This is a genomic window from Rhizobium sp. SRDI943 (assembly GCF_057653695.1).
Genome location: NZ_JBYGKN010000002.1, coordinates 19,919 through 45,918, shown reverse-complemented (window position 1 = coordinate 45,918; position 26,000 = coordinate 19,919). Strand labels below are relative to the sequence as shown.

Sequence of the window (26,000 nt, the reverse complement as noted above, 5' to 3'; positions counted from 1 at the left end):
TGATCAGGTCCTTATGCCGTCGAGGCTGCGCGCCATCCGTCGCTCCAGCCAGCGCATCGTCGCGGAGATCGCCGAGGCCATGAGAAAATAGAGGATGAGGATCGTCGCGAAGGGCACCAGCGTGTTGCCGGTTTGGGCCCGCACTACCTGCGCCTGGAAGGTCATATCGGTCAGCGAGATCAGCGACACGACGGCCGTGCCCTTCAAGAGTTCGATCGCATTGTTGCAGAAGGTCGGCAGCATCAGCGGCAGCGCCTGCGGCAGGATGACGTGGCGCATGCGCTGGTATCGCGAAAGGTTGAGCGCGATGCAGGCTTCCGACTGTTCGCGCCCGACGGCCTTGACGGCGCCGCGCACCACTTCCGCCGCATAGGCGCCAACATTCAGCCCGAGCGCCAACACGCCCGCCTGCAGCGGCGTCAGGGTCAAGCCCGCGAAAGGCAGTACGAAATAGACCCAGAAGAGCTGGACGAAGATCGAGGTGCCGCGGAAGAACTCGATATAGGCCGTCGCCAACGCGCGTACGGCGAAGAAGCGCGACAACCGGCCGAGGCCCGCCAGGAAGGCCATCACCAGCGCCAGCGCAGATCCCATGATCGTCAGTTCGAGCGTCACCAGGGCGCCCTCAAGGATCAGTGTCAGATAGCCGGACCATACCGACATCGGCAACTCACTTCTTCGAGCATGTCGCGCAAAACTGTGCAGCGCTTTTGCGAGAACGACATGCGTAAAAACAAGGACCTAAAGCGCGAGGTGCCAATCTGAAAGATCGCGACGCGCTTTGGAAGATCGTTCGGGGACAATCCGGCCATGTCCATGACATGGCCGGCTGCTAACCCCTTGTTACTTCGCCACGGCGCAGAGCTTTTCGCGGCTCGTCGACATCGCCGCCTTGGCCGAGAAACCGTAGGGCTCGATGATCTTGGCGAATTCGCCGGATTCCTTCAGCTTCTTCAGCTCGACATCGAAGGCGTCGCGGAGCGCAACGTCCTGCTTGCGGAAGGCCGCGCCATCGCAATAGACCGGCGCATTGACGACGGGTGCGACGGTCTCGAGGTTCGGATCGTTCGCCTTGGCCATCAGATCGTGGATCGACAGAACCGGCAGCGAGTAGACGTCGATGCGGCCGTCCTGCAGCATCTTGATGCCGCTCTGGCCATCCGGAACGACGATGACGCGATCGCGCGGCACGCCGGCCTCAAGCGCCAGCTTCTCCTCGGTACCGCCGCCCGGCGCGCCGATCTTGGCGTCCGGATTGTCGGCGATGTCCTTGTAGCTCGTCAGCTTCAGCGGGTTGCCCTTCTTGAGCGCGAAAGCTTCGGCGTCGCAAAGGATCGGTTCGGAATAGGCGACTGCGTTGCAGCGCTCGGGCTTCATGAAGAGGCCTGCGGTGATCGCGTCGTGGCGGCCGGCCTGCAGGCCGGGGATCATTGCGCCATATTCCGAGATCGAGGCGACCACTTCCTTGACGCCCAGCTTTTCGAATATTGCGCGCGCCACATCGGGGGCCGCGCCGGAAACCTTGCCGTCGGCGCCGACGGCGGTGAACGGCGGCTCGTTGGCGATGGCGATACGCGCAAAGCCTTGCTCCTTCAACTGCTCGAGCTTGTCATCGGCGGCGGAGGCAGGCGAAGCCGCCGTGATCAGAAGCACTGACAGGCTGGCGGCGCTCAAAAGATATCGTGTTTTCATCGTTCCCAACTCCTCTGATTTTCCTTGAGTTTGTTCTTGCGGGCAATGTCTGAGGTCAGACGCGGTGCCCCGCCGCAATGATCTTGCGCAGGAAGGTCTGCGTTCTCTCCTGTTTCGGATTGCGAAAGATGTCGCCCGGCTTGCCTTCCTCGACGATTTTGCCGCGATCGAAGAACAGCACACGGTCGGCGAAATCATGGGCGAAGCCCATTTCATGCGTGACGAGAAGCATGGTCATGTCGGTCTCGGACGCCAGCCGCCGCATGACGTTCAGCACCTCCTCGACCAGTTCCGGGTCAAGCGCCGAGGTCACCTCGTCGAACAGCATGATCTTCGGCGATAGCGCCAGCGCCCTAGCAATGGCGACGCGCTGCTTTTGCCCGCCGGAAAGCTGCGCCGGGACACTTTTAGCCTTGTCGGCCAAGCCGACCATGTCGAGAAGCTCCATCGCCCGTTTTTCCGCCACGGGCCGCTTGATGCCCTTGGTCAGCATCGGCGCCAGCGTCACGTTGTCGAGCACGCATTTGTGCGGGAACAGATTGAAATGCTGAAAGACCATGCCGATCTTTTCGCGCATCCGATGCAGGTGCCGTTCGTCGGCCGGCACTAGCCCACTGCTACCAGGCATATGGTAGAGCTGTTCGCCGTCGACTTCGATATGGCCGCCGCTGATCGTCTCCAACGTCATCAGAATACGCAGGATCGTCGTCTTGCCGGAGCCGGATGGCCCGATCAGCGCCAGCTTCTCGCCCGGCATGACATTCATCGACAGGCCGTCGAGCACGGTCAGCGGGCCGTATTTCTTGACGATGTTGTCAATGCGGATGATGGGCGGAAGCATTCATGTCTCTCCCTGTTGAGACAAGCAATGTCCTAACGATGACGGCCCATCAAAATCATGTCAATTCGTAAAATAATATCATGACAATTATTCTGCATATGCTCAAACGCAAGGCATTTGCATCAGATCGCGAGCAGCAGCTCTTGCGGATTTCCCTGCGCCAATGAGGCGACGATGCCGAGCCCGGTCCGCAGCTCGCTTTCGGTCGTCGAACCGAGCGAGATGCGCACGGCCGGCGTCCAGCCCTGATCGGTGGTGTGGAACGATTTGCCGGGCGCGATCGCCACGCCGCGCAGCCTTGCCTGCGATACGAACCCGTCTTCGGTATGGTTGCCGGAGAGCGGCAGCCAGACGTGCAGGCTTTGCGGATGGGCCCGGTATGGCTGGCCGGCCAGCATCTCCGCCGCGATCGCATGCCGGCTCAAAAGGGCGCGGCGCTGCCAGTTGGCCAGTTCCATCGCCGTGCCGTCGCTGACCCAGCGGGTGGCGATCTCGGCCATGGCAGGCGTCGCCATCCAGTTGGAGACGAGATGCCGGTTGGCGACGGCGGCGACATAGCGGTCAGGCGCGGTGAGATAGCCGATCCGCAGGCCCGGAACGGTAATTTTCGTGAAGCTCGTAACGTAGAGTGTCCGCTCCGGCGCAAACGCGGCCATCGGCGGCGCACGATTCTCGACCATCGGGCCGAGAATATCGTTTTCGATGATCGCGATATCATGTTTGGCGGCGACAGTGGCGAGCGCCTGTCTGCGTTCCGCGCTCATCAGCGCCGCCATCGGATTGATCACCGAGGGCTGCAGGAAAATCGCCCGGATCGGTCCCTTCCGGCAGGCTTCGTCCAGCGCATCGGGGATCATGCCCTCCTCGTCGATCGCCAACCCTTCCAGGTGCAGACCGAGATAGGTCGAGAGCGGAACGAGCGTATGATGGCTGATGGCTTCGGTCGCAACCGTCGAGCCGGGCGGGGCAACGCTCATCAACGCCACGGTCATGCCCGATGTCGCACCGTTCGTCACGCTGATGTTCAGCGGCGATATCTCCAGCCCGCAGCGCGCCAGCCATTCCGTGGCGACGGCGCGGTGGCGCGGAAACACCATGTTCGGCCTGAACGACAGCGCCGAGCTGGAAGGCAGGTTTTCCGAAAGCCAGCCGAAGGCCTGCCGCAGCCTTTCCAAATGGATCTGCTCGCAGACCGGTTTCAGGATCGACAGATCGATCACCTCGCCCAGCCGTTCCGGCAGATAGGGCGGCTCCGGTTCACGCGGCCTGGTCTGGACGAAGCTGCCGCGTCCGATCTCGCCTGATATCAGCCCCCGACGGATCAGCTCGTCATAGGCGCGGCTGACCGTCTGCACGGAAAGATGCAGGTCGTCCGCCAGCTTGCGATGCGGCGGCAATTGTGTGCCGTCGGTGAGCTTGCCGTCGGTGATCGCGTTTGCGATCTGTTCGGCAAGCGAAAGATAGGCCGGCCGGCGAAGTTGCGAGGGATCGGGGCGCCACTTTGTCATGATTTCAACACTGCTGAAAATCAGTTCAATTGACAATGCCAAAATGCGCTCCCATTGTCTTTTCCCTACGTTTGAAATGATTTCTTTCTAAAGAAAGCACCATGAAGCTCGACGCCATCGACATGCGCATTCTCGACGCCGTCCAGCGCGACGGCCGCATCACCAAACTGGCGCTGGCCGAAAAGGCAGGGCTGTCGCCGACGCCGTGCTGGATGCGGCTGCGAAAGCTCGAAAAGGCCGGGATCATCACCGGCTATCACGCACGCATCGCGCCGCGGCGCATTGCGCCGGTCGCCAGCGTGATGATGGAAGTGACGCTCGCCAACCATCGCCAGGCGGATTTCGAGCGCTTCGAGCGGGCCATCAGCGCAATCCCGGAGATCGTCGCCTGCTGGTCTGTCGGCGGCGGCGTCGATTACATCCTGAAAATCATCGCGCCCGATATCGATGCCTATCAGCGGCTGGTCGACGGGCTTCTCGAACGCGAACTCGGCATCGACCGCTACTTCACCTACATCGTCACCAAGACGGTCAAGGAGGACACAGTCCTTCCGGTCTCGTCCTTCACTGCCACCGGCGAGGAACAGGCCGCGTCGTAGACAATCTCTCTGTCAGGCCGCCGTCCTTTAGGCCATCTCTCTCTTTTTGCATCAGCCAACAGACAATCTCTCGCCCGCTCCCGTGGAAGACTGACGTCAACCGCCACGAGGAGACTGGACATGACCGCCGTTTTTGCCCGCCCCGCCTATCATGACGCGCTGTCGCGGCTCGCCGACCGTCATCTCCTGCGCGATCTGGCCTATGTCGGCGGCCGGTGGATCGCCGGCAAATCAGGGAAAAGTTTCGAGGTCACCGATCCCGCCTCTTCGGCGACGCTGGCCTGGGTTGCTAGCCTTGACGCCGATGAGACGGCAGTGGCGATCGATGCTGCGTCGGAGGCTTTTGCCGGCTGGCGCGCAATGCTGCCGCAGAGCCGCGCGGCGATCCTGCGCAAATGGTTTGAGCTGATGCTTGCGGCCAAGGAGGATCTGGCGCTGATCATGACGCTCGAACAGGGCAAGCCGCTTGCGGAATCGCGCGGCGAGATCGATTACGCCGCCTTCTTCGTCGAATGGTATGCCGAGGAAGGCAAACGGCTGAACGCCGAAAGCGTCACCAGCCATCTGCCCGGCGCGGAAATGATCGTCCGGCGTGAGGCGCTCGGCATCGTCGGCATCGTCACGCCCTGGAATTTCCCCTCTGCCATGCTCACCCGGAAGGCTGCCGCGGCCCTCGCCGCCGGTTGCACGGTCGTCGCCCACCCCTCCTCAGAAACGCCGCTTTCGGCACTGGCGCTTGCCGAGCTCGGCGAGCGGGCAGGCATTCCCACCGGCGTCTTCAACGTGGTCACCGGCAACGCCGCAACGATCGTCGGACGGATGTGTGCCGATGTCCGCGTGCGCGCCATGAGCTTCACCGGCTCCACCGGAATCGGACGGCTGATCGCCGCCCAATGCGCCCCGACCCTGAAGCGGCTGGTGATGGAACTCGGCGGCCACGCCCCGCTGATCATCTTCGATGACGCTGATATCGAAAAGGCGGTCGAGATCGCCGTCAACGCCAAATTTGCCACATCAGGCCAGGATTGCCTCGCCGCCAATCGCATTTTCGTCCAGCGGCGGATCGCCGATGGCTTCGCCAAGGCCTTCGCAGACCGCATTGCCGAACTGAAAGTTGGTCCGGGTCTTGAGGATGGCGCCGAGATCGGGCCGCTCATGCATGAACGCGCCGTCGCCAAGGTCGAAGAACAGGTCGCCGACGCGCTGGCGCGCGGCGCGCGGCTCGTTACCGGCGGCAAGCGCCATAAGGCCGGCCGGCTTTTTTATGAGCCGACGCTGCTGAGCGACGTGCCGGCGGATGCGCTGATCATGCACGAGGAGACCTTCGGCCCTGTAGCGGCCATCACCGCCTTCGATACGGAAGACGAGGTCATCACCCGCGCCAACGATACCGAATACGGCCTTGTCGCCTATATCGTCACGGAAAACGGCGCCCGGCAGATGCGCCTCGGCCGCGCGCTCGAATACGGCATGGTCGCCGTCAACCGCGTGAAAATCACCGGCGCTCCCATTCCCTTCGGCGGCTGGAAGCAGTCCGGCCTCGGCCGCGAGGGTTCACGCCATGGGCTCGAGGCCTTCACCGAGCTCAAATATCTCTGCATCGACACGGCCGCCTGACCCCATTTCAAGTGAGCCCCCATTTTCAAGAAAGAGGCTAGACATGCTCGACAGAAGCAACGAACTTACCGCCTGGGACCGCGATCACTTCTTCCATCCCTCGACCCATATGGGCGGGCATGCCCGCGGCGAGACGCCGACCCGTGTCGTTGCCGGCGGCGAAGGCGTCTACATCACCGACACGACAGGCCGCAAAAGCCTCGACGCCTTTGCCGGCCTCTATTGCGTCAATGTCGGCTACGGCCGCCAGAAGATTGCCGATGCGATCGCCGAGCAGGCAAAGAACCTCGCCTATTACCACGCCTATGTCGGCCACGGCACGGAAGCCTCGATTACGCTGTCGAAGATGATCATCGACCGCGCCCCCGCCGGCATGAGCCGCGTCTATTTCGGTCTCTCCGGCTCGGATGCCAACGAGACCAACATCAAGCTCATCTGGTACTACAACAACATCCTCGGCCGTCCGGAAAAGAAGAAGATCATCTCGCGCTGGCGCGGTTATCACGGCTCCGGTGTCATGACCGGCAGCCTCACCGGCCTGGCCCTCTTCCATAATGCCTTCGATCTGCCGCGGGCGCCGGTGCTGCACACCGAAGCACCCTATTATTTCCGCCGCCCCGACCGGTCGATGAGCGAGGAGCAGTTCTCGCAATATTGCGCCGACAAGCTCGAGGAGATGATCATCGCCGAAGGCCCGGAAACGATCGCCGCCTTCATCGGCGAACCTATCCTCGGCACCGGCGGCATCGTGCCGCCGCCGAAAACCTACTGGCAGAAGATCCAGGCCGTGCTCGACAAATATGACATCCTGCTTGTCGCCGATGAAGTCGTCACCGGCTTCGGCCGTCTCGGCACGATGTTCGGCTCGGATCATTACGGCATGAAGCCGGACCTGATCACCATCGCCAAGGGCCTGACCTCGGCCTACGCTCCCCTTTCCGGTACGATCGTTTCGAACAAGATGTGGCAAGTCCTGGTGCAGGGTTCCGATCAGATGGGCGCGATCGGTCACGGCTGGACCTATTCCGCCCATCCGATCTGTGCTGCCGCAGGCATTGCCAATCTCGAACTGATCGACGAACTCGGCATTGTCGAGAATGCCGGGGCGACCGGCGCCTATTTCCGCTCGGAACTCGCAAAGGCCGTCGGCGGCCACCGCAACGTCGGCGAAGTCCGCGGCGACGGGCTGATGGCAGCCGTCGAATTCGTCGAGGACAAGGACGACCGCACGTTCTTCGATGCCGGCCGCAAGATCGGCCCGCAGGTCGCCTCTGCCCTCCTCGAACGCGGCGTCATCGGCCGCGCCATGCCGCAGGGCGACATCCTCGGCTTCGCCCCGCCGCTCTGCCTGACACGCGAGGAGGCCGACATCGTGGTCAAGGCCGCGGCGGACACGATCGAAACCGTCTTCAAGAACATCTGAGGGAGAAGATCGGCATGACGATCCCGGAAAAGATGGCGGCCGTATTGCTCACCGGCCATGGCGGTCTGGACAAGCTCGTCTATGACAGGGACGTGCCCGTCCCGAGACCCGCGGACGGCGAGGTTCTGATCCGCGTCACGGCCTGCGGCATGAACAATACCGACGTCTGGGTCCGCCAAGGCGCCTACGGCACCGAGGACGATCCGTCGGCCGTCTCCACATGGCGCAGGCAAGGCAATACGCTGACATTCCCGCGCATTCAGGGCACCGATACGGTCGGCCATATCGTCGGCGTCGGCGCCGGCGTTAATCCGGCGCGCGTCGGCGAACGCGTCATGGTCGACTTCTCGATCTATAACCGCGACGACGACAGCCTCGCCGACATCGATTACATGGGCCATGGCCGCGACGGCGGTTATGCCGAATACATGGCACTGCCGGCCGAGAACGCCCATGTCGTCGCAACCGATCTGACCGACGTCGAACTCGCCACCTTTTGCTGCGCCTATCTGACCGGCGAGCGCATGCTGGAACGGGCAAGGCTTGTCGCCGGTGAACGCGTCCTGGTGACCGGCGCCTCGGGCGGCGTCGGCTCGGCGATCATCCAGCTCGCACGGGCCCGCGGCGCCATCCCGATGGCGGTCGCCGGCCCCGGCAAGGAGGCGGCGATGCTCGATATCGGCGCCGAGGCGGTGGTGACCCGCGGCAAGGGCGATCTGGTCGAAGCCGTCCATTCCGCCAGCCGTGGCCAGCCGATCGATGTCGTCGCCGATCTCGTCGGCGGACCGCTGTTCAACGATCTCCTGAAGATCCTGCGCCCCGAAGGCCGCTACACGACAGCCGGCGCCATCGCCGGCCCGGTCGTTCAGCTCGATTTGCGGACCATGTATCTGAAGCAGCTGGAGCTGCACGGCTCGAGCCAGGGAAGCCGCGCCGACTTTCGTCGGATCGTCGGTTATATCGAAAGCCGGAAAATCCGGCCTCTCGTCGGCGGCGTCTATCCACTATCGGAATTCCACCGCGCGCAGACCGATTTCATGGCGAAGAACTTTGTGGGCAAATTGGTCGTGGTCCCCGACGCGAGATGATCCTTGCTTTTCCGGGCGAACCTTATCGGGTTTGTAGCGTTTCACGGCCATGGGAACTGATGATGGCACCGGGCTTTCGCTGCGTCGGACTATTTCGCAGCAATGCGACGACATTCTTGCCGCGCCCTCACTGGAGGAGGCGGAACGTTCGTTCGCGCCAATAGGTCGCTGATGCCAGCCTCCGCCAGCACCAAACATCTGACCTCCATCGAACTTGGAAGAATTCGGCGCGCCGTCGCCATAGCGCGCCTGATGGATACCGCGGTCAGATTGCCTGTCATCGGCGTGCGGATCGGTGCAGACTCGATTCTCGGCCTTATCCCGGCCGTCGGAGACATTGCCGGATCCCTGATCGGTCTTTTCATCATCGATGAGGCAAGACGCCTCGGCATTCCCACCCAAAAGCTCGCACGCATGGCCGTCAATCTCGGGATCGACGCCGCCGGCGGGACGGTTCCGTTGCTCGGCGATATCTTCGACGTCTATTTCAAGTCTCATCGCCGAAACGTCGGCATCATTCTCGACCACTTTGGGATCAGCGAAGACGAGTTGAACCGGCGCATCTGAGCAAGCCGACGTCCCTTTGAGGAATTTATACGAGGCTGTCGGCGCCGGCTCCAACGAGGCCGCGCAACCGGTACCCTGGCCTTAAGACGACGAGCAACCTGCCGAGGTGGCACTGAACTGGAGCACCTTTGCTTAAAGTTCGATCAGAGCGCCGGCCGTCTTCACTGCGTGGTCAAGAACGAATTGCAGCTTGGCTGCGTGGCCAAAACCAGGCTCATCCAGCTGCCCCTTTTGCACGGCGTTTGCAAAGCGCTGGAAATTAGTGATAACCGGTTCGACGTCGATCTTACGCCAGATTGCCTTGTCGGCATCGGGACCTTCACAGGCCCTGAGCGTCGAACCTTCAGGCGTATGCACCACCTCCAGCGCGCCCTTGTCTCCATGCAGGCGCAGGCGCAATTCGTTCAGATGGCCGGTTGCCCAGCGCGTTGCGTGGATGACGCCGGCGGCACCGTTTTCGAGTTCAGCCATCATCAGGAAACTGTCGTTGGCGTCGAGATCATACTCGCCGATCCGATTTCCGGGGCTCTTGTCGAACACCTTAAGATGCGATGCGGCCGCCTTGACGTCACTTCCGGCGGCAAAAACCGCGAAGTCGAGAATATGGATACCGACATCGCCCAGCACGCCATTGGAGCCGTGCTTTGTCGACAGCCGCCAAAGCCATTGCGATTCCTTGGTCCAGTCGCCCCACGCCTTTGAGACCAGCCAGCTCTGGAGATAGGATGCTTCGAAGTGGCGGATCGCGCCAAGGCGGCCGTCCAACACCATCTTACGCGCTGCTTGCAGCGGCGCTACATTACGATAGGTAAGGTTTACCATCGTGACCTTGCAGGACGCAGCGGCAGCGTCGGCCATCTCTTTGGCTTCGCGGTAGTTAACCGCCAGCGGCTTCTCGCAGAGGACATGCTTGCCGGCGCCGAGTATCTTCATTGTCGTGGAATAATGCGCGCGATCCGGCGTGACATTGGTCACGGCGTCAAACTCTCCCCAGGCAAGAGCGTCATCAAGCGACGTGAAGGTAAGTGGGATACCATGCCTTAGCGCGAAGGCCCGTAGCCGGACCTCGTCCGTATCAACAGCAGCAACAATTTTTACGTCGGCGATTTCGGAAAAATTCATGGCATGGGTGTTTGCCCATCCTCCGGTTCCGAGAATGATCAAGCGCATTTTTGTCCTCATGGTCGTTTATCGAAATCATTAGCGCCAGAACCGTCGTCTTTCACAAGCGCCAGATGGTCTTGCCAAATGGAGAGCGACGACTGTCAGCACAGCGTTTTGCCGGGCGGACCGCATGCGTGGCGTCCCGCCCAAGGACGGTGTTTCAGTTCCCTCAGCGGTAACCGGCTTCGCCGGCCTGGTGCAGTCTCGGGCCGCGTTCGACGATCGGCTCCAGTGCTTTTTCTACAGGCACATTTGGAGCATCGGTGATACCAGTCAACGACCCCTCGGGATTATAGGCCCACGTGACGCCGTTGATCAGCACCTTAAGTATCGCCTCGCCGCCCTGACGGAGAGCAACCTCTCGATACGGAAAGGGACGTTGACGATTGTCTTGGCTGCGCCCATTTCGACCCTGCCCGTCGCACAAACCGTTCCCGTGTCTCGAGGGGCAGGATCGGCTTGCTTTTCTAAATCTGATCGACCGCCGGGACCTTTCCGGTCAGAAACGCCAGAGCAGCTGCGCCGACGAGGCCCGAGTTCTGGTCCAACGCCGCCAGCATTACCCTGACATCCTTGAATGCCGGCATTGCCCATTGCGTGATGTAGCCTTGAATGCCGGGTTGCAGTCGGTCGAACTCGTGGGAAAGACCGCCTCCCATCACGATGATATCGGGACTGAAGATATGGATCAGGCTGGTGAAGCCGCGACCGAGAATTTCCGCTTCCTCGTCAATCAGTTGATTTGCGAGACGATCGCCATTTCTTGCTGCTGCAAAAACGCTGCGGCTATCGATGGCGCCGCCATCGCTGCCTATTGTCGTCGCGCTGGATTCCACAGCCCTGATTTGGGCGCGGCGCGCAAATGCCGTTCCGGATCCGTAGGCCTCGAAACAACCCCTGTTGCCGCAGGGGCAAAGCTCTCCGTTCGGCACGACCGACATGTGCCCAACATGGGCTGCCATGCCCTTGCGGCCGCGCACGACGCGACCATCCGACACAACGCCACCGCCAATGCCAGTGCTCACGGTGACATACACCAAATTGTCGAGCCCCGTTCCGGCTCCGAACTGCCACTCACCGATGGCAGCGGCAATCGCATCATTCTCGAGGTCGACCGGAAACGGAAACCGCTTCTGCAACTCCGCCTTCAGCGGAAAGTCGACAAAGCCGGAGAGGGTCGGGATATTCGAGGCGACACCGGCGACCGTATCGAGCGGGCCCGGAGCGGATACGCCGACGCCCACCACCGAAGCGGGGTTCGATGCTGCAAGCAGTCCGTCGGTCAGGCCGCAGATTTGGGCGAGCACGCGGTCGGGGCCCGCCAACGCATCCGTCGGTTCGGCTGCGCGCGCCAGAATCCTGCCCTGCTCGTCGACGAGGGCAGCGCGCACCTGCGTCCCACCGAGGTCGATTCCAATGGCAACCTGCTGCATGTGAAGACCATGAGTTAGAGTGCGCGCACCCATGCCATCCGCTCGTCTAGCGATGGCGCATTGAAAGCCAGGGAACCGAGGACCACCGTTTCCGCACCCGACTGGCGCAGAAGCGGCACGGTGTGCTCGCGAATACCGCCGTCGGCCGCCAGCACGATCCGATGCGCCGCACCGCAACCGGCGATGATCTGCTTTGCCTGCTGAAGCCGCGCACCAGCCTTTTCGTCGAGGCCCTGGCCCTTCACGCCAATCGCCGTGCCGAGCAGCGTCACAAAGCGCAGCCGGGAAGCATATCTCTCGACCCGTTCGACGGGGGTGTCGACCTTGAGCACCATGCCGGCAGCGACACCGCGGCGATCGAGAAGATCGAGAGCCTCGACAGCGACGCTTTCGTTTTCGACATGAAGACTGATCAGGTCGCTGCCCGCATCGGCGAACTGCTCGATCTGCGACAGGAGGATGCTGTCGGCGACCATCAGGTGAACATGGATCGGGCGCGCGGACACTTTGCGCACGCCGGCAACAAGATCGGGGAAAAACAACATGGCCGGCGCGAAATGGCCATCGGCGACATCGATGTGGAGGATGTCGACGTGAGGATCGACACGCGCCAGATCATCCGCCAGATGCACGAGATCGGCCGACCAGACCGAGAATTCGGCAATCAGGCGATCCTTCGGAAGATCGGCGATCCAGGTCTTGGAGGGGGTCGTCATTGTTTCAGAGCTCCTTCAGAAAATGGCCCATGGCAAGCCGGAAGTCGGCGACGTATTGCGGACGGCTCTCAGTCTTCGGCGTGATCTGCACGAAGCGCGCGCCGGCAATCCGCTCGGCAAGAGCATGCGCGTATGCGAAAGGATGAATGCTGTCCCGATCATGGCCGATAACCAGCGTCGGTACGGTGAGATTGCCGACCTCCTCGTCGGTCACATCAGGACCGTCATTGGAAATCCTGGTGAGCAGTTCGGCGGTCACATCCAAAGGCGTGCGGGAGAAAAAACCGGCAAGCGAGGCCAGATTGTCCGGCGCCTCGGCGGCGAGCCGCACGCCCACCGGCCCGGCAAGGAATGCGGTCTTTGCTTCGCCCAGTGGCAGAGTTTTCAGAAGCCGCCCGACTTCGGCGTTGGGTGCCATATTCTCCGGCGCGGATGCCGTCAGCCAGGCCGGCCTTGCTATGATCAGAGCCTTGACAAGATCAGGCCGCTTGACCGCGAGACGCAGGGCGATCGCCGCGCCCATCGAGATGCCGCCGATCACGATCGGCGGCATAAGGTTCTTTTCGATATAGGCGGCGACATCATCGCAGAAGGTCGCGATCGACAGCTGCTCCGGATTGCCGGTTTGGGAATGGCCGTGGCCGCGCGCTTCGATCGTTACCCGGCGAAAACCCGCTTCGAGCGGAAAGGCTTCGTCGGTCTGCGCCGCGTCGCCGCATAAGCCATGCTGGAAGATTATGGACGCGCCCTCGCCCGCCATATCGACATTGAGAATGGTCCCGTCGCTGGTTTCGAACGGTTCAGCCCATCTCATCTTCCTGCCCCCACAGCTTCGCCGCCGAGACTGCTCTTCAGGAAACTCGCCGCACCGGCCGCCTCCGAAGCCGAAAGGCCATGTGTGACGAGACTGCCCTCGAAGCCGATCGCCTTGAGACGGCCGAGATAATGCGCGTAGTCGAGCACACCCTTGCCGGCGGTCGCGAAACTACCGTCCGGATTGCGATCTTTCGCATGTGCCATGTCGATCCGATCGGCCAGAAGGTCGATGGCGGAAGAGACAATGTTCCGCTGCTCATCGAGCGTCGCGACCTCGAAGAGATTGGCTGGATCGAGCACGATCTTGATGCGGGGGCTCTTCAGTGCCGTAATCAGCCGATGGGCTTTCTCAGCCGAGTTGACGACATTGGCAAGCTCGGGCTCGACGCCGAGATCGACATCGTAACGCTCGGCGATCTCGATGGCCGCGCCCATCGCCTCGAGGAGATCCCGCCAGGCCTCCGGCGTGTCGTTGTCGGCATGCGCCTTCCACTGGTCGATGGGGTCGCGTGTGCCGGTGCAGAGCGTGATCAAGGTGGTCGACATGCCGGCGCAGCGCTCGGCCAGGGTCGCCAGTTTGCGAAGGCCGGCCTCGCGCACGGCGAGATCCGGATGAATCATGTTGAAGGTGCCGGAAACGGCAACGATCTCGACGCCGCTGCTACGCGCCGCTTCGCCGACTGCGCGGGCCTGGGCTTCCGTGATCATCTCCGGCATCGGCGCAAGGCCCGAGCAGGCCATATTGTATTGTGCGCAGGTGAACCCGGCGCCAGCGACCGAGTTGAGAACGGTTACGGGTTCCGTTCCCTCGAAGGTCTTTGCGAAGATGCCGAGCTTCATCACACGCCACCCGTGACGTCGGACAGCGCAACCGCCTTGCCGCTTTCGGCGGAACGCGCGACGGCAACCATGGCCCGGACGGATGCCAGGCCATCATCGATATCGGCCCCTTCCATCACCGCGCCATCCAGAATGGTGCGGGCGAAGCCTTCGACCTGGCGGCGGTAGAAATGGCCGTCGGCACCGAGAACACGGTGTGAGGCGCCGTCCGCTTCCCGGAAAATGTCGACCTCACTGCTTTTGTAGTACCACGGGTTATAGGTCTTGCCCAAAATGCTGCCGTTCTTGCCATAGATCTGGAAGCCTTCGTGCCAGTCCATGCGCACCTGGACGGTGAGATCGAGATGGCCGAGCGTGCCGGAGGCAAATTCCACGTCCACGAACCAGCACCAGATACCGGCTCGCTCGGACAGACGAGCGTTGACGGAAACGATGTCGCCGGCGAAATAACGTGCCGTGTCGATCAGATGGCAACCATGGGCAAGCATATAGTAGCGCCGCAGGTCGGCCTTCGGATTGGCGGAGGGTTTCTTCGCATTGGCGCTGGTGACGATCAGGGGCTGAACCGCATCGGTCATCGGATAGCGGTGCGTGCTGTCGCAATACCATGCTTTCAGAGCGACCATCTCGCCCATTTCATCGCGGATGAAGGACTTGGCAGCCTGCAGCCCCGCGTCGAAACGCTTCATATGCCCGACCTGAAACACCTTTCCCGACGTGTCGACCACAGCCTTGAGTTCAAGGCATTCCTCGATGGTGACACCGACGGGTTTTTCGCACAGCACATGCTTGCCTGCCTGAAGGGCGCGAATGGAAGCAGGCACGTGAAAGGCGTCGGCGGTCGCGATGACCACGGCATCGAGGTCGGGATCGGCCAGCATCTTGTCGTAGTCGTCATAGGTTTTTTCCGCCCCATGGGTGATGGCCACACGTTCGCGGAGATCTTCGGCAACATCGCAAATTGCATAAAGGTCGGCATTGGCTGCCTTGGTGCAGCTCTCGAAATGCGCGGCCTGGGCAATCTGGCCCGCTCCCAATACGCCGATGCGGAGACGTCGTTCCTGTTTTGCTGGCATCGATAAGCCCTTTAAGTCGGATACTGAAGATGAACGCTGGTTTCGGCGTCGGATGGAATGCTTTCAAGACATCGAACGTCGCCAACGGCTTGTGGCCGGACTGCCAGCAGCGCCTGCGGCTCTCCCTCGTCACGTCACAGCGCCATATGCGTTTGAGGGTGGAAAAAGTGCAGTTTCGCCGGGTCGATGGCCAGGTCGATCGATTGGCCTGTCTCGACCGCGCTGACCGCTTCGAACCGCGCGACGGCATTGGCGGCCCCGCTCAGGTCCTCGACGGCATCGGGGTCGCCCGAGTCGATGCGGACCGCGTCGATCTTCAAATGCACGATCAGCTCGGAGCCAAGCTCCTCGATCGATTTCACGACAACCGGGATCGTCGGATGGGAGGCGCCAGATGGCAACCGGCTGTCGTAGAGGTCCTCGGGCCTGACCCCAAAGATCACATCCTTTCCCTCGAAAGCGGATAGACCGGGAGCGCCCTCGAAGGCGCCGCCGGACAAGGGGATGGAGAAGCCCGGCAGATGGATCCGTCCGCCCGCCAGACGCCCTTCGAAAAGGTTCATCGACGGCGAACCGATAAAGCCGGCGACAAACGCATTGACCGGGCGGTGATACAGAGCCTTGGGCGTATCCACCTGCTGCAGCACGCCGCCCTTCAGCACCGCGACCCGATCGCCCATGGTCAGCGCTTCAGTCTGGTCGTGCGTCACATAGATCGTCGTCACGCCCAGCTGTCTCTGCAGGCTGGCGATCTCTGCCCGCATCTGAACACGCAGCTTCGCATCGAGGTTCGAGAGCGGTTCGTCCATGAGGAATGCCGCGGGCTCGCGGACCATGGCGCGGCCCATCGCAACACGCTGGCGCTGGCCGCCCGAAAGCTGCGCGGGCTTGTTGCCCAGCAAGGGCTCCAGCTGCAGGATCTTGGCGATTTCGTGGACACGTTTGGTGCGTTCGGCCTTGTTCTTTCCGGCCAGCTTCATCGAAAAGGCAATGTTATCGAACACGGTCATGTGCGGATAAAGCGCATAGCTCTGAAAGACCATGGCAATATCCCGGTCCTTGGGCGCGAGATCCACGACGTCCTGGCCGCCGATGCTCAATGTTCCGCTGCTGATTTCCTCGAGCCCGGCAATCATGCGCAGAGCGGTCGATTTTCCGCATCCGGACGGCCCGACCAGAATCAGAAACTCGCCATCATGGATCGTCAGGCTCAGATCCTTGATCGCATGGTAGCTGTTTCCGTAGGTCTTGCAGATTTTGTCGAGTACAACCACAGCCACGTCTCGTCCTCCCGTACCAGTCCGGATCATATCTTCAGACGGCGCTCCCCGCCGTGTCCGATCCTTTTGACAAGAAAGCTCAGGCCTGAGCTTCAAAGTCAACCAAAGAATCGATGATATTTCGCCGCAGATTACCAGCCGCTCTTAATATCTATTTGAAACGTATCATTATTTTACCAGAAATTAAAAATAAACTGCGGAATTATATTTTTTATCGCGCGTAACTTTTATGATCGAACTTGCCGCTGTTGAGAGATCGCTCAAAGTGATTCAATGACACGCCAGCCGTGAGGCTCTGCTGGGTCAGTCGATCGGTGCCGGCACCCATCGCCGCCCGCGCTCATTTTTGGCATCCCGGCATCGGCATCGGCACAGGCGCATTCTCCGCCGCCATCCATGCCAGGCACATAAGGTGATCCGGCAGGCCTCTGCGCCCTCCCCGTGCGGTCACGGAAATGGCGGCCGCCGCCGCGGCATAGGCAGTGCAATCAAGCGGGCTCTTACCCTCTGCGAGAGCAAGGGCGTAGGCACCGTGAAAACAATCCCCGGCGCCGGTCGTGTCGACCGCCTGAACTTGATAGGCCGGCACATGCCAGCGGGTGGCATCGCCTCTCTGACGGAGGTAGGTCCCTCGTTCGCCATCAGTCAGGACAACCGCGGACCGATCCCCCGACCAGAGCTTGTCCAGGATCATCGTTGGATCACCCTCGCCGGTGTACTCCCGCCCGAAGGCAAGCGGCAGCACCAGGTGATCGGCAAGAGCCAGGATCCGGTCGGTCGCGGCGCCGACCGTCCATTCGATATCGGCAATCACGGCCAGGCCCAAGGCGCGTGCGCGTGCCACGACCCGTTCCGAGTGCGTGGCGTAGCCATCGATCAGCAGCACCGGGGCCTGCATCAGAACATCGTCCGGCAGCGCATCCGACGTGCCGTGCAGCACATCATCGTCATAAGCGATGAACCGGTCGCCGTCGGGACCGACGGTGATCACGGAGCGGATCGGCGCGGCATCCGCGTGGCGGGGAGCCAGCGATATATCGACACCGTCCCGCTCGAGCTCGCTTCCCGCCACGTCGGCCGTTGTCTCATCGCCGAGCCAGCCGATGAAGCCGGCCCGCCCGCCGAGCCGGGCGACGGCAACAAGGGCCGTCGCCACGTTGCCGCCATGGTCCGTGGCGCGCTTCTTCACCTTCCCTTTGCCGGCCGTCAGGCCCCGATCGACATAGATGATGTCATCGATTGCCAGGGCGCCGAAGCCCAGAACCTGGAAAGGGCGCGACACGTCTCAAGCACCGGCCGCCGCCAGCGCATCCTCCGGCGTCATCCCCTTATGAATGACGAACTTGAAGGCGCGCGCGGCCATGGTCGTGTCGCCGTGACCCCAGAGGTTGCGACCGACGACCGCGCCTTTGGCCCCAGCGCGCAGTGCTTCCGACGTCTGGACGAGCGCGCCGAGCAGCGTATCGGTCTTCGGGCCGCCGGCGATCACGACCGGAATCGGGCAAGTCGCAACGGTCTCGCGGAAGGACTCGAAATCGCCGGTGTAGCCGACCTTGATCACGTCGACGCCGGCCTCGAAGCCGATGCGCACGGCGTAAGCGATTTCATCCGGGGTGAACACGATCTTGCCGCCGTCGGAGAAATCGCGGGGATAGACGTGGGCAACGACCGGCATCTCGAAGCGGGCGGCGGCGTTGACCGTATCGGTGAGCCAGCGGATATACTCTCCTTCGGTGGCGCCGCGCACGGGAATGGCGACAGCCAGAGCGTCCGCACCATAACGAACCGCGTCCTCCGGGGTCGCAATGAGCTGGCGAATACGGTCGTCGGCGGTGAAGCAACCGCCCTGAATGACGAGCGCTGCCTTTCCGGCGTATTCCGACCAGAGGTGGCGCGCCGCGCCAGGCTGGATGCTGATGTAGTCGGGGCCTCCCGCCATGACGCGTCTGAGCGCACCCGGCAGGTCGGCAAGCCCGCCCTCACGCACATTGCCATAACCGACAAAATGATCGACGGCGCCTCCGAACAAGTGACCCGATGGGTTCGAGAACAGGCGTGCGAGGCGGATTTTGGTTCCGAGACCCATGGCGAGACTTCCTTTGTGATTGCCGACTTTGTGATTGCAGGCTTGCGATTGCCGGCGCCGATGCTGGAAAAACCCTAACTCGAAAACAAACAAACATTCAATATTTCGATTTCTTTCGTTTTTACAAGAATGATGAATTTTTGACGTGCATTTTCGTCGTTGAACGGCTATTTCTACAGCAGAAGCCGTAGGATGAGACAGCGAGCTTTCGTTTTTCAAAAGTCGCAGTGTCGCAATTTCAAAAGTCGCAGTGTCGCAAATAACAGCAGTCGGGATCACATATGCTTGCAGAGCAGAGGCGGCAGCAGATCATGCTGGAACTTCAACGGGTCGGCCAGGCACGCACCCGCCAGCTCGCGGAATTCTTCGAGGTCTCGGAAGTGACGATCCGCTCCGATCTCGAAATCATGGACGCCAAGAAGCAGCTGATCAAAACGCATGGCGGGGCAATCGCCCTGCCGTCCGACTCTCCGGCAGCAGCCTTCGAGGAACGCATGCAACGCAATTTCGATGCGAAGCGCCGCATCGCCCAGATGGCTGCGAGACAGATCATCGATAACCAGTCGATCGTCTTCGACAGCGGCTCGACGCTGCTGCAGGTCGCCATGCAGATGCCACCAGTCAACAACGTCGTGGTTGCGACAACGGCAATGAACATCGCCCAGCATCTGATGTACCGGCCAGGGCTCGACGTGCACATGATCGGCGGCCGCGTGTTTCCCAGCACCGTGAGCACGATCGTACAGGATTCCGACAAGGCGGTCGGCGGCCTCGTCGCCCACCAGGCTTTTGTCGGCGCCCACGCGATCGATCAGGCCTTCGATGTCGTCGATGTCTCCGAGGACGTGGCACGGACCAAGCGCAACCTGGTTCGCATGGCGCGGCGTGTCGTCCTCGTGGCGGATTCGAGCAAATTTGACGTCGGCGCCTCCTCCAAAGCCTTCTCGCTGTCGCGCGTCGACTTGATCATCACGGACAGCAACATGCCGCACAGCATTCGCCACAGGCTCGACAAGCTGGGCGTGGAGGTTCGCTACGCGTGACCTCCAGTCCACCTCTCCAATTTACAAGAGAGACAGGAGAGGCTTTGGCATCGACGGATAGCTTTGGCCGACGCCACGGAATACGAGATGGGCTAAAACCCCAGACGTCGAAGCGTCTCGCGGTTCGCTCGAACGGCGGCGGCAGGATCGGTTCCGGCATGGTCCGATTCTTCTTCCACCACGATCCAGCCGATAAAGTTCGGCGCATCCCGAACGGTCGAAACCACGGCAGGCACGTCGCAGACGCCTTCGCCCAGCATCGCCCAGATCCCGCCGGCGTCGACATCCTTCAGATGCACGTAACGGATCCGGTCCCGGTGGGCCGCCAGCGTATCGCCGATCTGCTGGCCGCCACGCAGGATATGACCGGTATCCGGCACCCAACCCACCTGTGGATCCAAGAGAGCAAACAGCTGATCATAGTCGTTCCGCGTGAACAGCAGCGTGTTGTGGTGCGAGGAAGGATGGACAGCTACAGCGACGCCAGCCGACCGTCCGATCTCGGTTGCACGATTGTAGCACTCGGCCGCAATGGCGAATTTCTCATCGCGCGGACCATCCGAGACGACCGTCGCCGATCCCATCGATATCATAGCGCCGGGAAAGTTCGCTGCGAAATCGACCCATCGCCGCGCCGTGTCGAGATCGGAGGCAATCTTTTCCGCCACCGTGAAGCCGCTGGCGGAGCCGAAGGCAAAGGAAACCAGCGCCAAACCGGCATCCGCCAGGGTGCGGGCAAAGTCGGCAGGCTTGAGCGCGTAGTGACCGATCATCGTGTCGGTGATTTCGATACCGGCATATCCGCCGTCGGCAATGGCGCGCACCAGATCGTCCGGGCCGCCGCTCCAACCTGTCCCCAGCATCTCCCAGGTGAATGTTTGGCAGCCGATCTGCAGCTCAGCATTTTTCATATCGCGGTCCTGACCTATTCGTTGATGACAGCCGATACCGAAGCCGGCTGCTTCCCCGCGCGGGCAATCCTCAGGGGCTTCGCCGACCTTGCAAAACTCCTTCCGCCTGGGAGGCGGCCGAAGGCCGGAAAGGCGGGCTCTTCAGCGGGGATTGCGACGCCAGCGTCTTGCCATTACGTACGGTCAAATGTTAGCGTACGTCAATATATTTTATACCTTACGATTAAAATGTAACGTACCCCTCAACGCTTCGCACGCGCAACGGCAAAATCAGGTTCTTCGATGGCACAGACCAATGGTATGAAACTCAGGATCGGCGTTGTCGGATGCGGCAACATTTCGCTCGCCTATATGCGCAACGCGCCGCTGTTTCGCGGCGTCGAAATCATCGCCTGTGCAGACCTCAACGCAGACGCCGCCAAACGTCGCGCGGCCGAGTTCGATCTGCGCGCGGCCGACGTCGACAGCCTCATCGACGACCGGAACATCGACCTCATCCTCAACCTGACGATCCCGGCCGCGCATTTTGACGTTTCGATGCGGGCGCTGTCTGCAGGCAAGCATGTCTTCACGGAGAAGCCGCTCGGTGTCACGGCCGCCGAAGGACGCCGCTTGGTGGATGCCGCCGCCGTAAAGGGCCTCATGCTCGGCTCGGCGCCAGATACGTTTCTGGGGGCGGCCGGACGCCATGCCCGGCGGCAGATGGAAGCCGGCGCCATCGGCAAGCCGGTGACCGGGACGGCCTTCATGATGGGGCGCGGCATGGAGCACTGGCATCCGGATCCCGGCTTTTATTACCAGGCCGGCGCCGGCCCGCTCATGGATATGGGGCCTTATTATCTGACGATGATGGTCAATCTGATGGGGCCTATCCGCCGTGTGCAGGCCGTCGCCACAAGCGGGCAGGACGAGCGGCTCATCACGGCGGAGGGACCGAAGCAGGGCACCACGTTCAAGGTCGGCACGCCGACCAGCGTGCTGTCGTTGCTGGAATTCGATTGCGGTGCCACGGTCACCTTCGGCACCTCCTGGGACGTCTTTCGCCACTCCAATCACCCCATCGAACTCCACGGGACCGAAGGCTCGCTGCGCCTGCCCGACCCCGACAATTTCGGCGGCTCCGTTGCGCTCTCCAGCCGCGGCGCGCCCTGGCAGGAAACGGATACGTCAGGCAAACTCTTTGGCGCCGTCAACTGGCCGATCGCAGCGCCTGATCGTGCCAACTACCGCATGCTTGGTCTTGCCGATCTCGCACGCGCAATCATTGAGGGCCGTGCGCCGCGTGCTTCGGGCGATCTCGCTCTCCATGTGCTCGAAGTCATGGAAGCGATCCTGCGTGCCGGTGAAACCGGTGTCGCGCAGACCATTCCGGGTATTGTCGCGCAGCCAAAAGAATTGCGGGAAGACGAAGCGAGGAGTTTGCTGGCATGACACAACTGGATGAATCCGCCAAACGTGCGCTTGCATGGCCCGGCGATCCCCAAACGCCGGTCGAAAGCTGCACGCCGGCGCTGGCGCGGCAGCAATATCTGGATAGTTTCGCAGACATTCAACGGCCGCTCGAAGACGTAGCCGAGATCCTGGAAAGGCATGCGGGCGCAATCCGGTTGAAGATATGGCGCGGCCGCGCTGCGCCGCGCCAGGGCGCACCGGCCTTGCTCTATCTCCATGGCGGCGGCTTTGTCATCGGCGCGCCGGAAACCCATGAGGATATCTGCCGGACGCTTGCCAATATGGCAGGCGCCGTCGTGGTTTCGCCCGACTATCGCCTGGCCCCGGAACACCCCTTTCCCGCTGCCATTGACGACTGCGCCGCCACACTCGTCTGGATGACGGAGCAGGCGGATGCGCTCGGCATCGATCCCTTGCGAATTCTCGTCGCCGGCGATAGCGCCGGTGGCAATCTGGCCGCCGTCGTCGCCCTGTTGGCGCGGGACGGACAGGTGCCGGCTGTCATCGGACAGGTGCTGATCTATCCGGTGACCGATCAGTTGCAGACAAGCGACAGCTACTTGCGTTACCAAGAGGATTTCGGCCTGACGGCCGCGGCGATGAAATGGTTCCGAGACCACTATCTGCCGGAACCTACGAGCCGGTCGGACTGGCGAGCCTCGCCGCTGAGCGCAGAATCGCTGGCGGGCGTGGCGCCGGCCCTGGTGATCCTTGCCGGATACGACGTGCTGTTCGACGAAGGGGCCGCTTATGCCGAGCGGCTCAGCGCCGAGGCGAAGGCCACGACCCGGACCTGGCCCGGACAGATCCATGGCTTCGTATCGAAGCGACGGGCTATTCCGGAAGCACAAGAGGCCCTCGAAGCCATCGCAATGGCATGGCGCGCCATGGACCCTGCGCTTACCCGTTGAGGCGGGAACTGCCTAGTCTCAAGCCGATTCGCGCATAACCAGCGTTGCCTCGAGGATCACCTTGTTCGTCGCAGGGGTGGTTCCATCATCCTCGCTTTCGATATGCGCCAGCAAAAGCTCCACGGATTTCGCGGCGATCTCGGGCGCGTTCTGAGCCATCGTCGTCAGCGACGGGCAGGTGTATCGGCTCAGCGGGTGGTCGTCGTGCCCGGCAATGCGTACGTCGCACGCGTCGCTACGACCGATTTTCAGTCCCGAAGCGAAAGCGGCAGCCATCGCGCCGAAAGCGAAGCGGTCATTAGCGCATAGCAGCGTTTTGCCGGGAAGACCGCCTCTGGCAAGAATTCTCTGCATCTGCTCGTATCCGAGACGCTCGAATTCCCAGGAAGGTGGTGCGTCGCAATCGATGACCAGCGGAGTATGCCCTTCCCTCGCCATGGTCGCGCGGTAGCTCTCCTGCCGCTCGCCAGCATTTTCGGTCAAATGCGGAATCTCCAGGAATATCGGTGGCTCACCGGACCGGCAGAGATATTGCACAATGGCGGCCATGCTTTGCGCGTTATCGTTTCCGACATAGGGAAGGTCAGCGCCGGCAGGGTTGTCGAAGCAGACGACGGGGATTGCGCCGCTTAGTCTTTCCAGCGCGGAACGGCGTGAACCGGCTCCGAGCGGCGCCACGATCGCGCCTGCAACCTTCAGCGACAGCAAGGTCCGCACGGCCTCCGCCTCCAGCTCCGGCCGCGTGTGCGAAGAGATCTGGACGGGCCAGAATCCCTTTTCGCGCAACTCCAGCTCGATCAGCGACACGACCTGCACATAAAAGGGATCCGACATGGTCGGGACCAGAATCCCGATATTCCTGGTCCGCTTGCGATTGAGATGCCGGGCGAAAAGGTTCGGCTCGAAATGCGACTTCTTGAGAGCCGCCTCGATACGCTTGCGGGTCACCTCCTTGATCTGTGAGGGATCGTCGAAATATTTCGACAAGGTCGGACGCGATACGCCGGCGGCGGTCGCGAAGTCGTCCATCGATTTATAATTTTTCTTGGCCATTCAATTCCTTACTGGCGGGACGACGACAACTGATCGGGAATGATTTGACGCAACGGCCGATCCTCTGACGCGCCAAATCACGCATTCGGCAATTTGTACAGGTGATCTTCGTATCCTCAATCGTCGAAACCCACCACGTAAGCCGGCGTGATCCGTCACTTTTGGTGCGGGCCCTGCCCTCCCTTTCGAAAATCGAAATATTCCCTTCACTGCGACTTGCGCCGTTTGCGCCGCGTGGTTGCAAAAGGTGCTTGTTTCAGCGCCCCAAATTCGAAAATTTGCAGTGAAGACGCCGGGTTCCACGCTTTTCATTTTGTTGGATAAACTTTCATTTGTTTACGAAAGTAAAGAAAAAATGCGTCACAAGCAACACAAATGCTGTAGAAAAATACCGATGATGTCAATCAGTTTTATTATTTTTTATCAATGATTTAACGCGACACGCGCCGTGAATGCCGGCCTCCCATCTTTTCCCGATCGCAGTTCTTCATTGACAGATAGGGCCTTCAGGGAACCTACTTTGCCTACGATCTTGAGGAGGATCGATTAACTGACAATCTTTGGGAGGCACAGATGAATATCAGCAAATTCGGCGTGACGATGCGGGCTGCGGTAGCGGTATGGGCGCTCTGCGCCACATCCGCGTTTGCCGACACCACCATCGAGTTCATTCAATGGTGGGAACCCGAAATGCCGTCCGGCGCCTTGCGCGGCATTATGAACGATTTCGAAGCCAAAAATCCCGGCATCAAGGTGACGCTTGTCAGCGGTCCCTATGCCACGACGCGTGACCAGATCGTCGTCGGCGCCGCCTCGGGAACGCTCAGCGACGTGGTCGGCCTCGATGGTGCCTGGGTAAACGGGCTCGCCAAGCAGGGCGCGATCGCCTCCATGGACGAACTGATGGAGAAGGCGAAATACGACAAGAGCCAGATCACCGATATCGTCAAGGTCGATGGCAAGAGCGTGATGTTCCCGCTGGCATCCTTCGTCTACCCGGTCTTCGTGAACCTGGATATCTCCAAGGCCGCCGGCGTCGACAAGTTGCCGACGACGCGCACGGAATTCGCTGAAGCCGCGAAGAAGATGACCGACGCCTCGAAGAACCAGTACGGCTGGGTTCTGCCGCTATCGCTGCAGTCTCCGAGCGGAATCCAGAACGACGTGATGTCCTGGGTCTGGGCCTCCGGCGCCTCGATGCTGAAGGACGGCAAGCCTGACCTCGAAAATGACGCCGTCGTCGGCACGCTCGATTATCTTGCCTCGCTCAACAAGGAAGGCGTGATTTCTCCCGGCATCTTCGCCAAGAAGGAACAGGACAAGGTCGAAGAATTCGTCAACGGCCGCGTCGGCATGATGGTGGATTCCCTCGCCCATGTGAACCTCATCCGCGAGCGCAATCCGAAGCTCAACTTCGGCATCTCCGCCTTGCCGGCCACTGACGGCTACACCGGCAAGCGCGGCATGCCCTATGCCTCCTGGGGCATCGGCATCAGCGAAGGCAGCCAGCACAAGGACGAAGCCTGGAAGCTGGTCGAATACCTGATGAGCCCTGACGTCAACGGCCGTCTCGTCTCGATTGCCAACGCCTTCCCCGGCAACGTCCATGCCAAGCCGGACTTCGTGGCCTCGGACCCGATCTTCGCGGAAGCTTTCAAAATCTTCCAGAGCGGCTATCCTGCCAACGAATTCGTCGGTCTTCCGGTTGCCGAAGAGCTGATGCGCGACATGAACGTCGAAGTCCAGAAGATGTTCGACGGCGGGCAGTCAGCCAAGGACGCAGCTGCCAATACCCAAAAGGCGTGGCTCGCGAAGTTCTAAGCACGTCGCTTTCACGATCACCGGCAGCGCAGCCTTGCGCTGCCGGTGCAAGTCGTCAAATCT

Annotated in this window: 24 protein-coding genes and 1 pseudogene; 9 read left to right on the top strand and 16 right to left on the bottom strand. The window is 61.4% G+C overall.

Annotated features, from left to right (window positions below; genetic code table 11):
* Positions 1-3: 3 nt before the first annotated feature.
* The 4 genes from ehuC to ehuR all read right to left on the bottom strand — a co-directional run bounded on the left by ehuC (position 4) and on the right by ehuR (position 4,041).
* Complete coding sequence (ehuC, locus tag AC245Y_RS24300; RefSeq protein WP_003550191.1) at positions 4-663, bottom strand: ectoine/hydroxyectoine ABC transporter permease subunit EhuC; 660 nt, start codon at positions 661-663, stop codon at positions 4-6.
* A gap of 180 nt (positions 664-843) precedes the next feature.
* Positions 844-1,692: an ectoine/hydroxyectoine ABC transporter substrate-binding protein EhuB gene (gene ehuB / locus AC245Y_RS24295; RefSeq protein ID WP_017996257.1), complete on the bottom strand. Its 849-nt coding sequence runs from the start codon at positions 1,690-1,692 to the stop codon at positions 844-846.
* Between the two features lie 55 nt (positions 1,693-1,747).
* Positions 1,748-2,533 carry an ectoine/hydroxyectoine ABC transporter ATP-binding protein EhuA gene (gene ehuA, locus AC245Y_RS24290; protein ID WP_017996258.1) on the bottom strand — a complete coding sequence of 262 codons (786 nt, stop codon included), beginning with the start codon at positions 2,531-2,533 and terminating at the stop codon, positions 1,748-1,750.
* Between the two features lie 122 nt (positions 2,534-2,655).
* Positions 2,656-4,041, bottom strand: a complete 1,386-nt coding sequence (gene ehuR, locus AC245Y_RS24285) for a MocR-like ectoine utilization transcription factor EhuR (RefSeq protein WP_050563555.1) — start codon at positions 4,039-4,041, stop codon at positions 2,656-2,658.
* 101 nt (positions 4,042-4,142) lie between these two features.
* Here ehuR and AC245Y_RS24280 point away from each other — a divergent pair, with 101 nt between their 5' ends.
* From AC245Y_RS24280 to AC245Y_RS24260, 5 genes are all read left to right on the top strand, one after another.
* Positions 4,143-4,640: an Lrp/AsnC family transcriptional regulator gene (locus AC245Y_RS24280; RefSeq protein WP_017996260.1), complete on the top strand. Its 498-nt coding sequence runs from the start codon at positions 4,143-4,145 to the stop codon at positions 4,638-4,640.
* A gap of 120 nt (positions 4,641-4,760) precedes the next feature.
* A complete protein-coding gene (locus AC245Y_RS24275) occupies positions 4,761-6,257 on the top strand; it encodes an NAD-dependent succinate-semialdehyde dehydrogenase (protein ID WP_017996261.1) in 1,497 nt (498 codons plus the stop codon).
* Between the two features lie 43 nt (positions 6,258-6,300).
* Positions 6,301-7,680 (top strand): aspartate aminotransferase family protein, encoded by a 1,380-nt coding sequence (locus tag AC245Y_RS24270; RefSeq protein ID WP_017996262.1) that lies wholly within the window; start codon positions 6,301-6,303, stop codon positions 7,678-7,680.
* A gap of 14 nt (positions 7,681-7,694) precedes the next feature.
* Positions 7,695-8,768, top strand: a complete 1,074-nt coding sequence (locus AC245Y_RS24265) for an alcohol dehydrogenase family protein (protein ID WP_017996263.1) — start codon at positions 7,695-7,697, stop codon at positions 8,766-8,768.
* 171 nt (positions 8,769-8,939) lie between these two features.
* A complete protein-coding gene (locus AC245Y_RS24260) occupies positions 8,940-9,335 on the top strand; it encodes a DUF4112 domain-containing protein (RefSeq protein ID WP_012755545.1) in 396 nt (131 codons plus the stop codon).
* 132 nt (positions 9,336-9,467) lie between these two features.
* On the opposite strand, the gene AC245Y_RS24255 is transcribed toward AC245Y_RS24260, so the two are convergent.
* From AC245Y_RS24255 to AC245Y_RS24210, 10 genes and pseudogenes are all read right to left on the bottom strand, one after another.
* The gene (locus AC245Y_RS24255; RefSeq protein ID WP_017996264.1) at positions 9,468-10,505 is read right to left on the bottom strand and encodes a Gfo/Idh/MocA family protein; all 1,038 of its coding nucleotides are present in this window, start codon (positions 10,503-10,505) and stop codon (positions 9,468-9,470) included.
* Positions 10,506-10,668: 163 nt separating this feature from the next.
* A pseudogene (locus tag AC245Y_RS24250) lies at positions 10,669-10,830 on the bottom strand (ThuA domain-containing protein); the annotation flags it as partial.
* A 136-nt stretch (positions 10,831-10,966) separates the two neighbouring features.
* On the bottom strand, positions 10,967-11,932 hold the full coding sequence (locus AC245Y_RS24245) for an ROK family protein (protein WP_012755543.1): 966 nt from the start codon (positions 11,930-11,932) through the stop codon (positions 10,967-10,969).
* A 14-nt stretch (positions 11,933-11,946) separates the two neighbouring features.
* On the bottom strand, positions 11,947-12,648 hold the full coding sequence (locus AC245Y_RS24240) for a ribulose-phosphate 3-epimerase (RefSeq protein ID WP_012755542.1): 702 nt from the start codon (positions 12,646-12,648) through the stop codon (positions 11,947-11,949).
* Between the two features lie 4 nt (positions 12,649-12,652).
* Positions 12,653-13,462, bottom strand: coding sequence for an alpha/beta fold hydrolase (locus tag AC245Y_RS24235; protein WP_017996266.1), 810 nt, complete (start codon positions 13,460-13,462; stop codon positions 12,653-12,655).
* Complete coding sequence (locus AC245Y_RS24230) at positions 13,459-14,304, bottom strand: sugar phosphate isomerase/epimerase family protein (RefSeq protein WP_017996267.1); 846 nt, start codon at positions 14,302-14,304, stop codon at positions 13,459-13,461. Before AC245Y_RS24230 ends, AC245Y_RS24235 begins: the two co-directional genes overlap by 4 nt.
* Positions 14,304-15,380 (bottom strand): Gfo/Idh/MocA family protein, encoded by a 1,077-nt coding sequence (locus AC245Y_RS24225; protein ID WP_017996268.1) that lies wholly within the window; start codon positions 15,378-15,380, stop codon positions 14,304-14,306. The genes AC245Y_RS24230 and AC245Y_RS24225 overlap by 1 nt, the downstream gene beginning before the upstream one ends.
* A 134-nt stretch (positions 15,381-15,514) precedes the next feature.
* On the bottom strand, positions 15,515-16,660 hold the full coding sequence (locus AC245Y_RS24220; protein WP_017996269.1) for an ABC transporter ATP-binding protein: 1,146 nt from the start codon (positions 16,658-16,660) through the stop codon (positions 15,515-15,517).
* Between the two features lie 340 nt (positions 16,661-17,000).
* Entirely contained in the window at positions 17,001-17,942 is a 942-nt protein-coding gene (locus AC245Y_RS24215; RefSeq protein WP_017996270.1) for a PfkB family carbohydrate kinase, read from the bottom strand.
* A gap of 3 nt (positions 17,943-17,945) precedes the next feature.
* The gene (locus tag AC245Y_RS24210; protein WP_003562561.1) at positions 17,946-18,746 is read right to left on the bottom strand and encodes a beta/alpha barrel domain-containing protein; all 801 of its coding nucleotides are present in this window, start codon (positions 18,744-18,746) and stop codon (positions 17,946-17,948) included.
* A 281-nt stretch (positions 18,747-19,027) separates the two neighbouring features.
* Between AC245Y_RS24210 and AC245Y_RS24205 the strand changes: the two genes are divergently transcribed.
* A complete protein-coding gene (locus AC245Y_RS24205) occupies positions 19,028-19,789 on the top strand; it encodes a DeoR/GlpR family DNA-binding transcription regulator (protein ID WP_012755536.1) in 762 nt (253 codons plus the stop codon).
* 92 nt (positions 19,790-19,881) lie between these two features.
* On the opposite strand, the gene AC245Y_RS24200 is transcribed toward AC245Y_RS24205, so the two are convergent.
* On the bottom strand, positions 19,882-20,700 hold the full coding sequence (locus AC245Y_RS24200; RefSeq protein ID WP_017996271.1) for a sugar phosphate isomerase/epimerase family protein: 819 nt from the start codon (positions 20,698-20,700) through the stop codon (positions 19,882-19,884).
* A gap of 282 nt (positions 20,701-20,982) precedes the next feature.
* Between AC245Y_RS24200 and AC245Y_RS24195 the strand changes: the two genes are divergently transcribed.
* Both AC245Y_RS24195 and AC245Y_RS24190 read left to right on the top strand, forming a co-directional pair.
* Positions 20,983-22,131: a Gfo/Idh/MocA family protein gene (locus tag AC245Y_RS24195; RefSeq protein WP_017996272.1), complete on the top strand. Its 1,149-nt coding sequence runs from the start codon at positions 20,983-20,985 to the stop codon at positions 22,129-22,131.
* A complete protein-coding gene (locus AC245Y_RS24190; protein ID WP_003562566.1) occupies positions 22,128-23,063 on the top strand; it encodes an alpha/beta hydrolase in 936 nt (311 codons plus the stop codon). The genes AC245Y_RS24195 and AC245Y_RS24190 overlap by 4 nt, the downstream gene beginning before the upstream one ends.
* An 18-nt stretch (positions 23,064-23,081) precedes the next feature.
* Here AC245Y_RS24190 and AC245Y_RS24185 read toward each other — a convergent pair whose 3' ends face one another.
* Complete coding sequence (locus AC245Y_RS24185) at positions 23,082-24,116, bottom strand: LacI family DNA-binding transcriptional regulator (RefSeq protein WP_003562567.1); 1,035 nt, start codon at positions 24,114-24,116, stop codon at positions 23,082-23,084.
* A gap of 573 nt (positions 24,117-24,689) precedes the next feature.
* On the opposite strand from AC245Y_RS24185, the gene AC245Y_RS24180 reads away from it, so the two are divergent.
* Complete coding sequence (locus AC245Y_RS24180; RefSeq protein WP_003562569.1) at positions 24,690-25,937, top strand: ABC transporter substrate-binding protein; 1,248 nt, start codon at positions 24,690-24,692, stop codon at positions 25,935-25,937.
* Positions 25,938-26,000: the final 63 nt, after the last annotated feature.

What these genes read in the sequence shown, in the direction of transcription:
- ehuC (WP_003550191.1), bottom strand. Translation starts at nt 663, where the DNA reads ATGTCGGTATGGTCCGGCTATCTGACACTGATCCTTGAGGGCGCCCTG.
- ehuB (WP_017996257.1), bottom strand. Translation starts at nt 1,692, where the DNA reads ATGAAAACACGATATCTTTTGAGCGCCGCCAGCCTGTCAGTGCTTCTG.
- ehuA (WP_017996258.1), bottom strand. Translation starts at nt 2,533, where the DNA reads ATGCTTCCGCCCATCATCCGCATTGACAACATCGTCAAGAAATACGGC.
- ehuR (WP_050563555.1), bottom strand. Translation starts at nt 4,041, where the DNA reads ATGACAAAGTGGCGCCCCGATCCCTCGCAACTTCGCCGGCCGGCCTAT.
- AC245Y_RS24280 (WP_017996260.1), top strand. Translation starts at nt 4,143, where the DNA reads ATGAAGCTCGACGCCATCGACATGCGCATTCTCGACGCCGTCCAGCGC.
- AC245Y_RS24275 (WP_017996261.1), top strand. Translation starts at nt 4,761, where the DNA reads ATGACCGCCGTTTTTGCCCGCCCCGCCTATCATGACGCGCTGTCGCGG.
- AC245Y_RS24270 (WP_017996262.1), top strand. Translation starts at nt 6,301, where the DNA reads ATGCTCGACAGAAGCAACGAACTTACCGCCTGGGACCGCGATCACTTC.
- AC245Y_RS24265 (WP_017996263.1), top strand. Translation starts at nt 7,695, where the DNA reads ATGACGATCCCGGAAAAGATGGCGGCCGTATTGCTCACCGGCCATGGC.
- AC245Y_RS24260 (WP_012755545.1), top strand. Translation starts at nt 8,940, where the DNA reads ATGCCAGCCTCCGCCAGCACCAAACATCTGACCTCCATCGAACTTGGA.
- AC245Y_RS24255 (WP_017996264.1), bottom strand. Translation starts at nt 10,505, where the DNA reads ATGCGCTTGATCATTCTCGGAACCGGAGGATGGGCAAACACCCATGCC.
- AC245Y_RS24245 (WP_012755543.1), bottom strand. Translation starts at nt 11,932, where the DNA reads ATGCAGCAGGTTGCCATTGGAATCGACCTCGGTGGGACGCAGGTGCGC.
- AC245Y_RS24240 (WP_012755542.1), bottom strand. Translation starts at nt 12,648, where the DNA reads ATGACGACCCCCTCCAAGACCTGGATCGCCGATCTTCCGAAGGATCGC.
- AC245Y_RS24235 (WP_017996266.1), bottom strand. Translation starts at nt 13,462, where the DNA reads ATGAGATGGGCTGAACCGTTCGAAACCAGCGACGGGACCATTCTCAAT.
- AC245Y_RS24230 (WP_017996267.1), bottom strand. Translation starts at nt 14,304, where the DNA reads ATGAAGCTCGGCATCTTCGCAAAGACCTTCGAGGGAACGGAACCCGTA.
- AC245Y_RS24225 (WP_017996268.1), bottom strand. Translation starts at nt 15,380, where the DNA reads ATGCCAGCAAAACAGGAACGACGTCTCCGCATCGGCGTATTGGGAGCG.
- AC245Y_RS24210 (WP_003562561.1), bottom strand. Translation starts at nt 18,746, where the DNA reads ATGGGTCTCGGAACCAAAATCCGCCTCGCACGCCTGTTCTCGAACCCA.
- AC245Y_RS24205 (WP_012755536.1), top strand. Translation starts at nt 19,028, where the DNA reads ATGCTTGCAGAGCAGAGGCGGCAGCAGATCATGCTGGAACTTCAACGG.
- AC245Y_RS24200 (WP_017996271.1), bottom strand. Translation starts at nt 20,700, where the DNA reads ATGAAAAATGCTGAGCTGCAGATCGGCTGCCAAACATTCACCTGGGAG.
- AC245Y_RS24195 (WP_017996272.1), top strand. Translation starts at nt 20,983, where the DNA reads ATGGCACAGACCAATGGTATGAAACTCAGGATCGGCGTTGTCGGATGC.
- AC245Y_RS24190 (WP_003562566.1), top strand. Translation starts at nt 22,128, where the DNA reads ATGACACAACTGGATGAATCCGCCAAACGTGCGCTTGCATGGCCCGGC.
- AC245Y_RS24185 (WP_003562567.1), bottom strand. Translation starts at nt 24,116, where the DNA reads ATGGCCAAGAAAAATTATAAATCGATGGACGACTTCGCGACCGCCGCC.
- AC245Y_RS24180 (WP_003562569.1), top strand. Translation starts at nt 24,690, where the DNA reads ATGAATATCAGCAAATTCGGCGTGACGATGCGGGCTGCGGTAGCGGTA.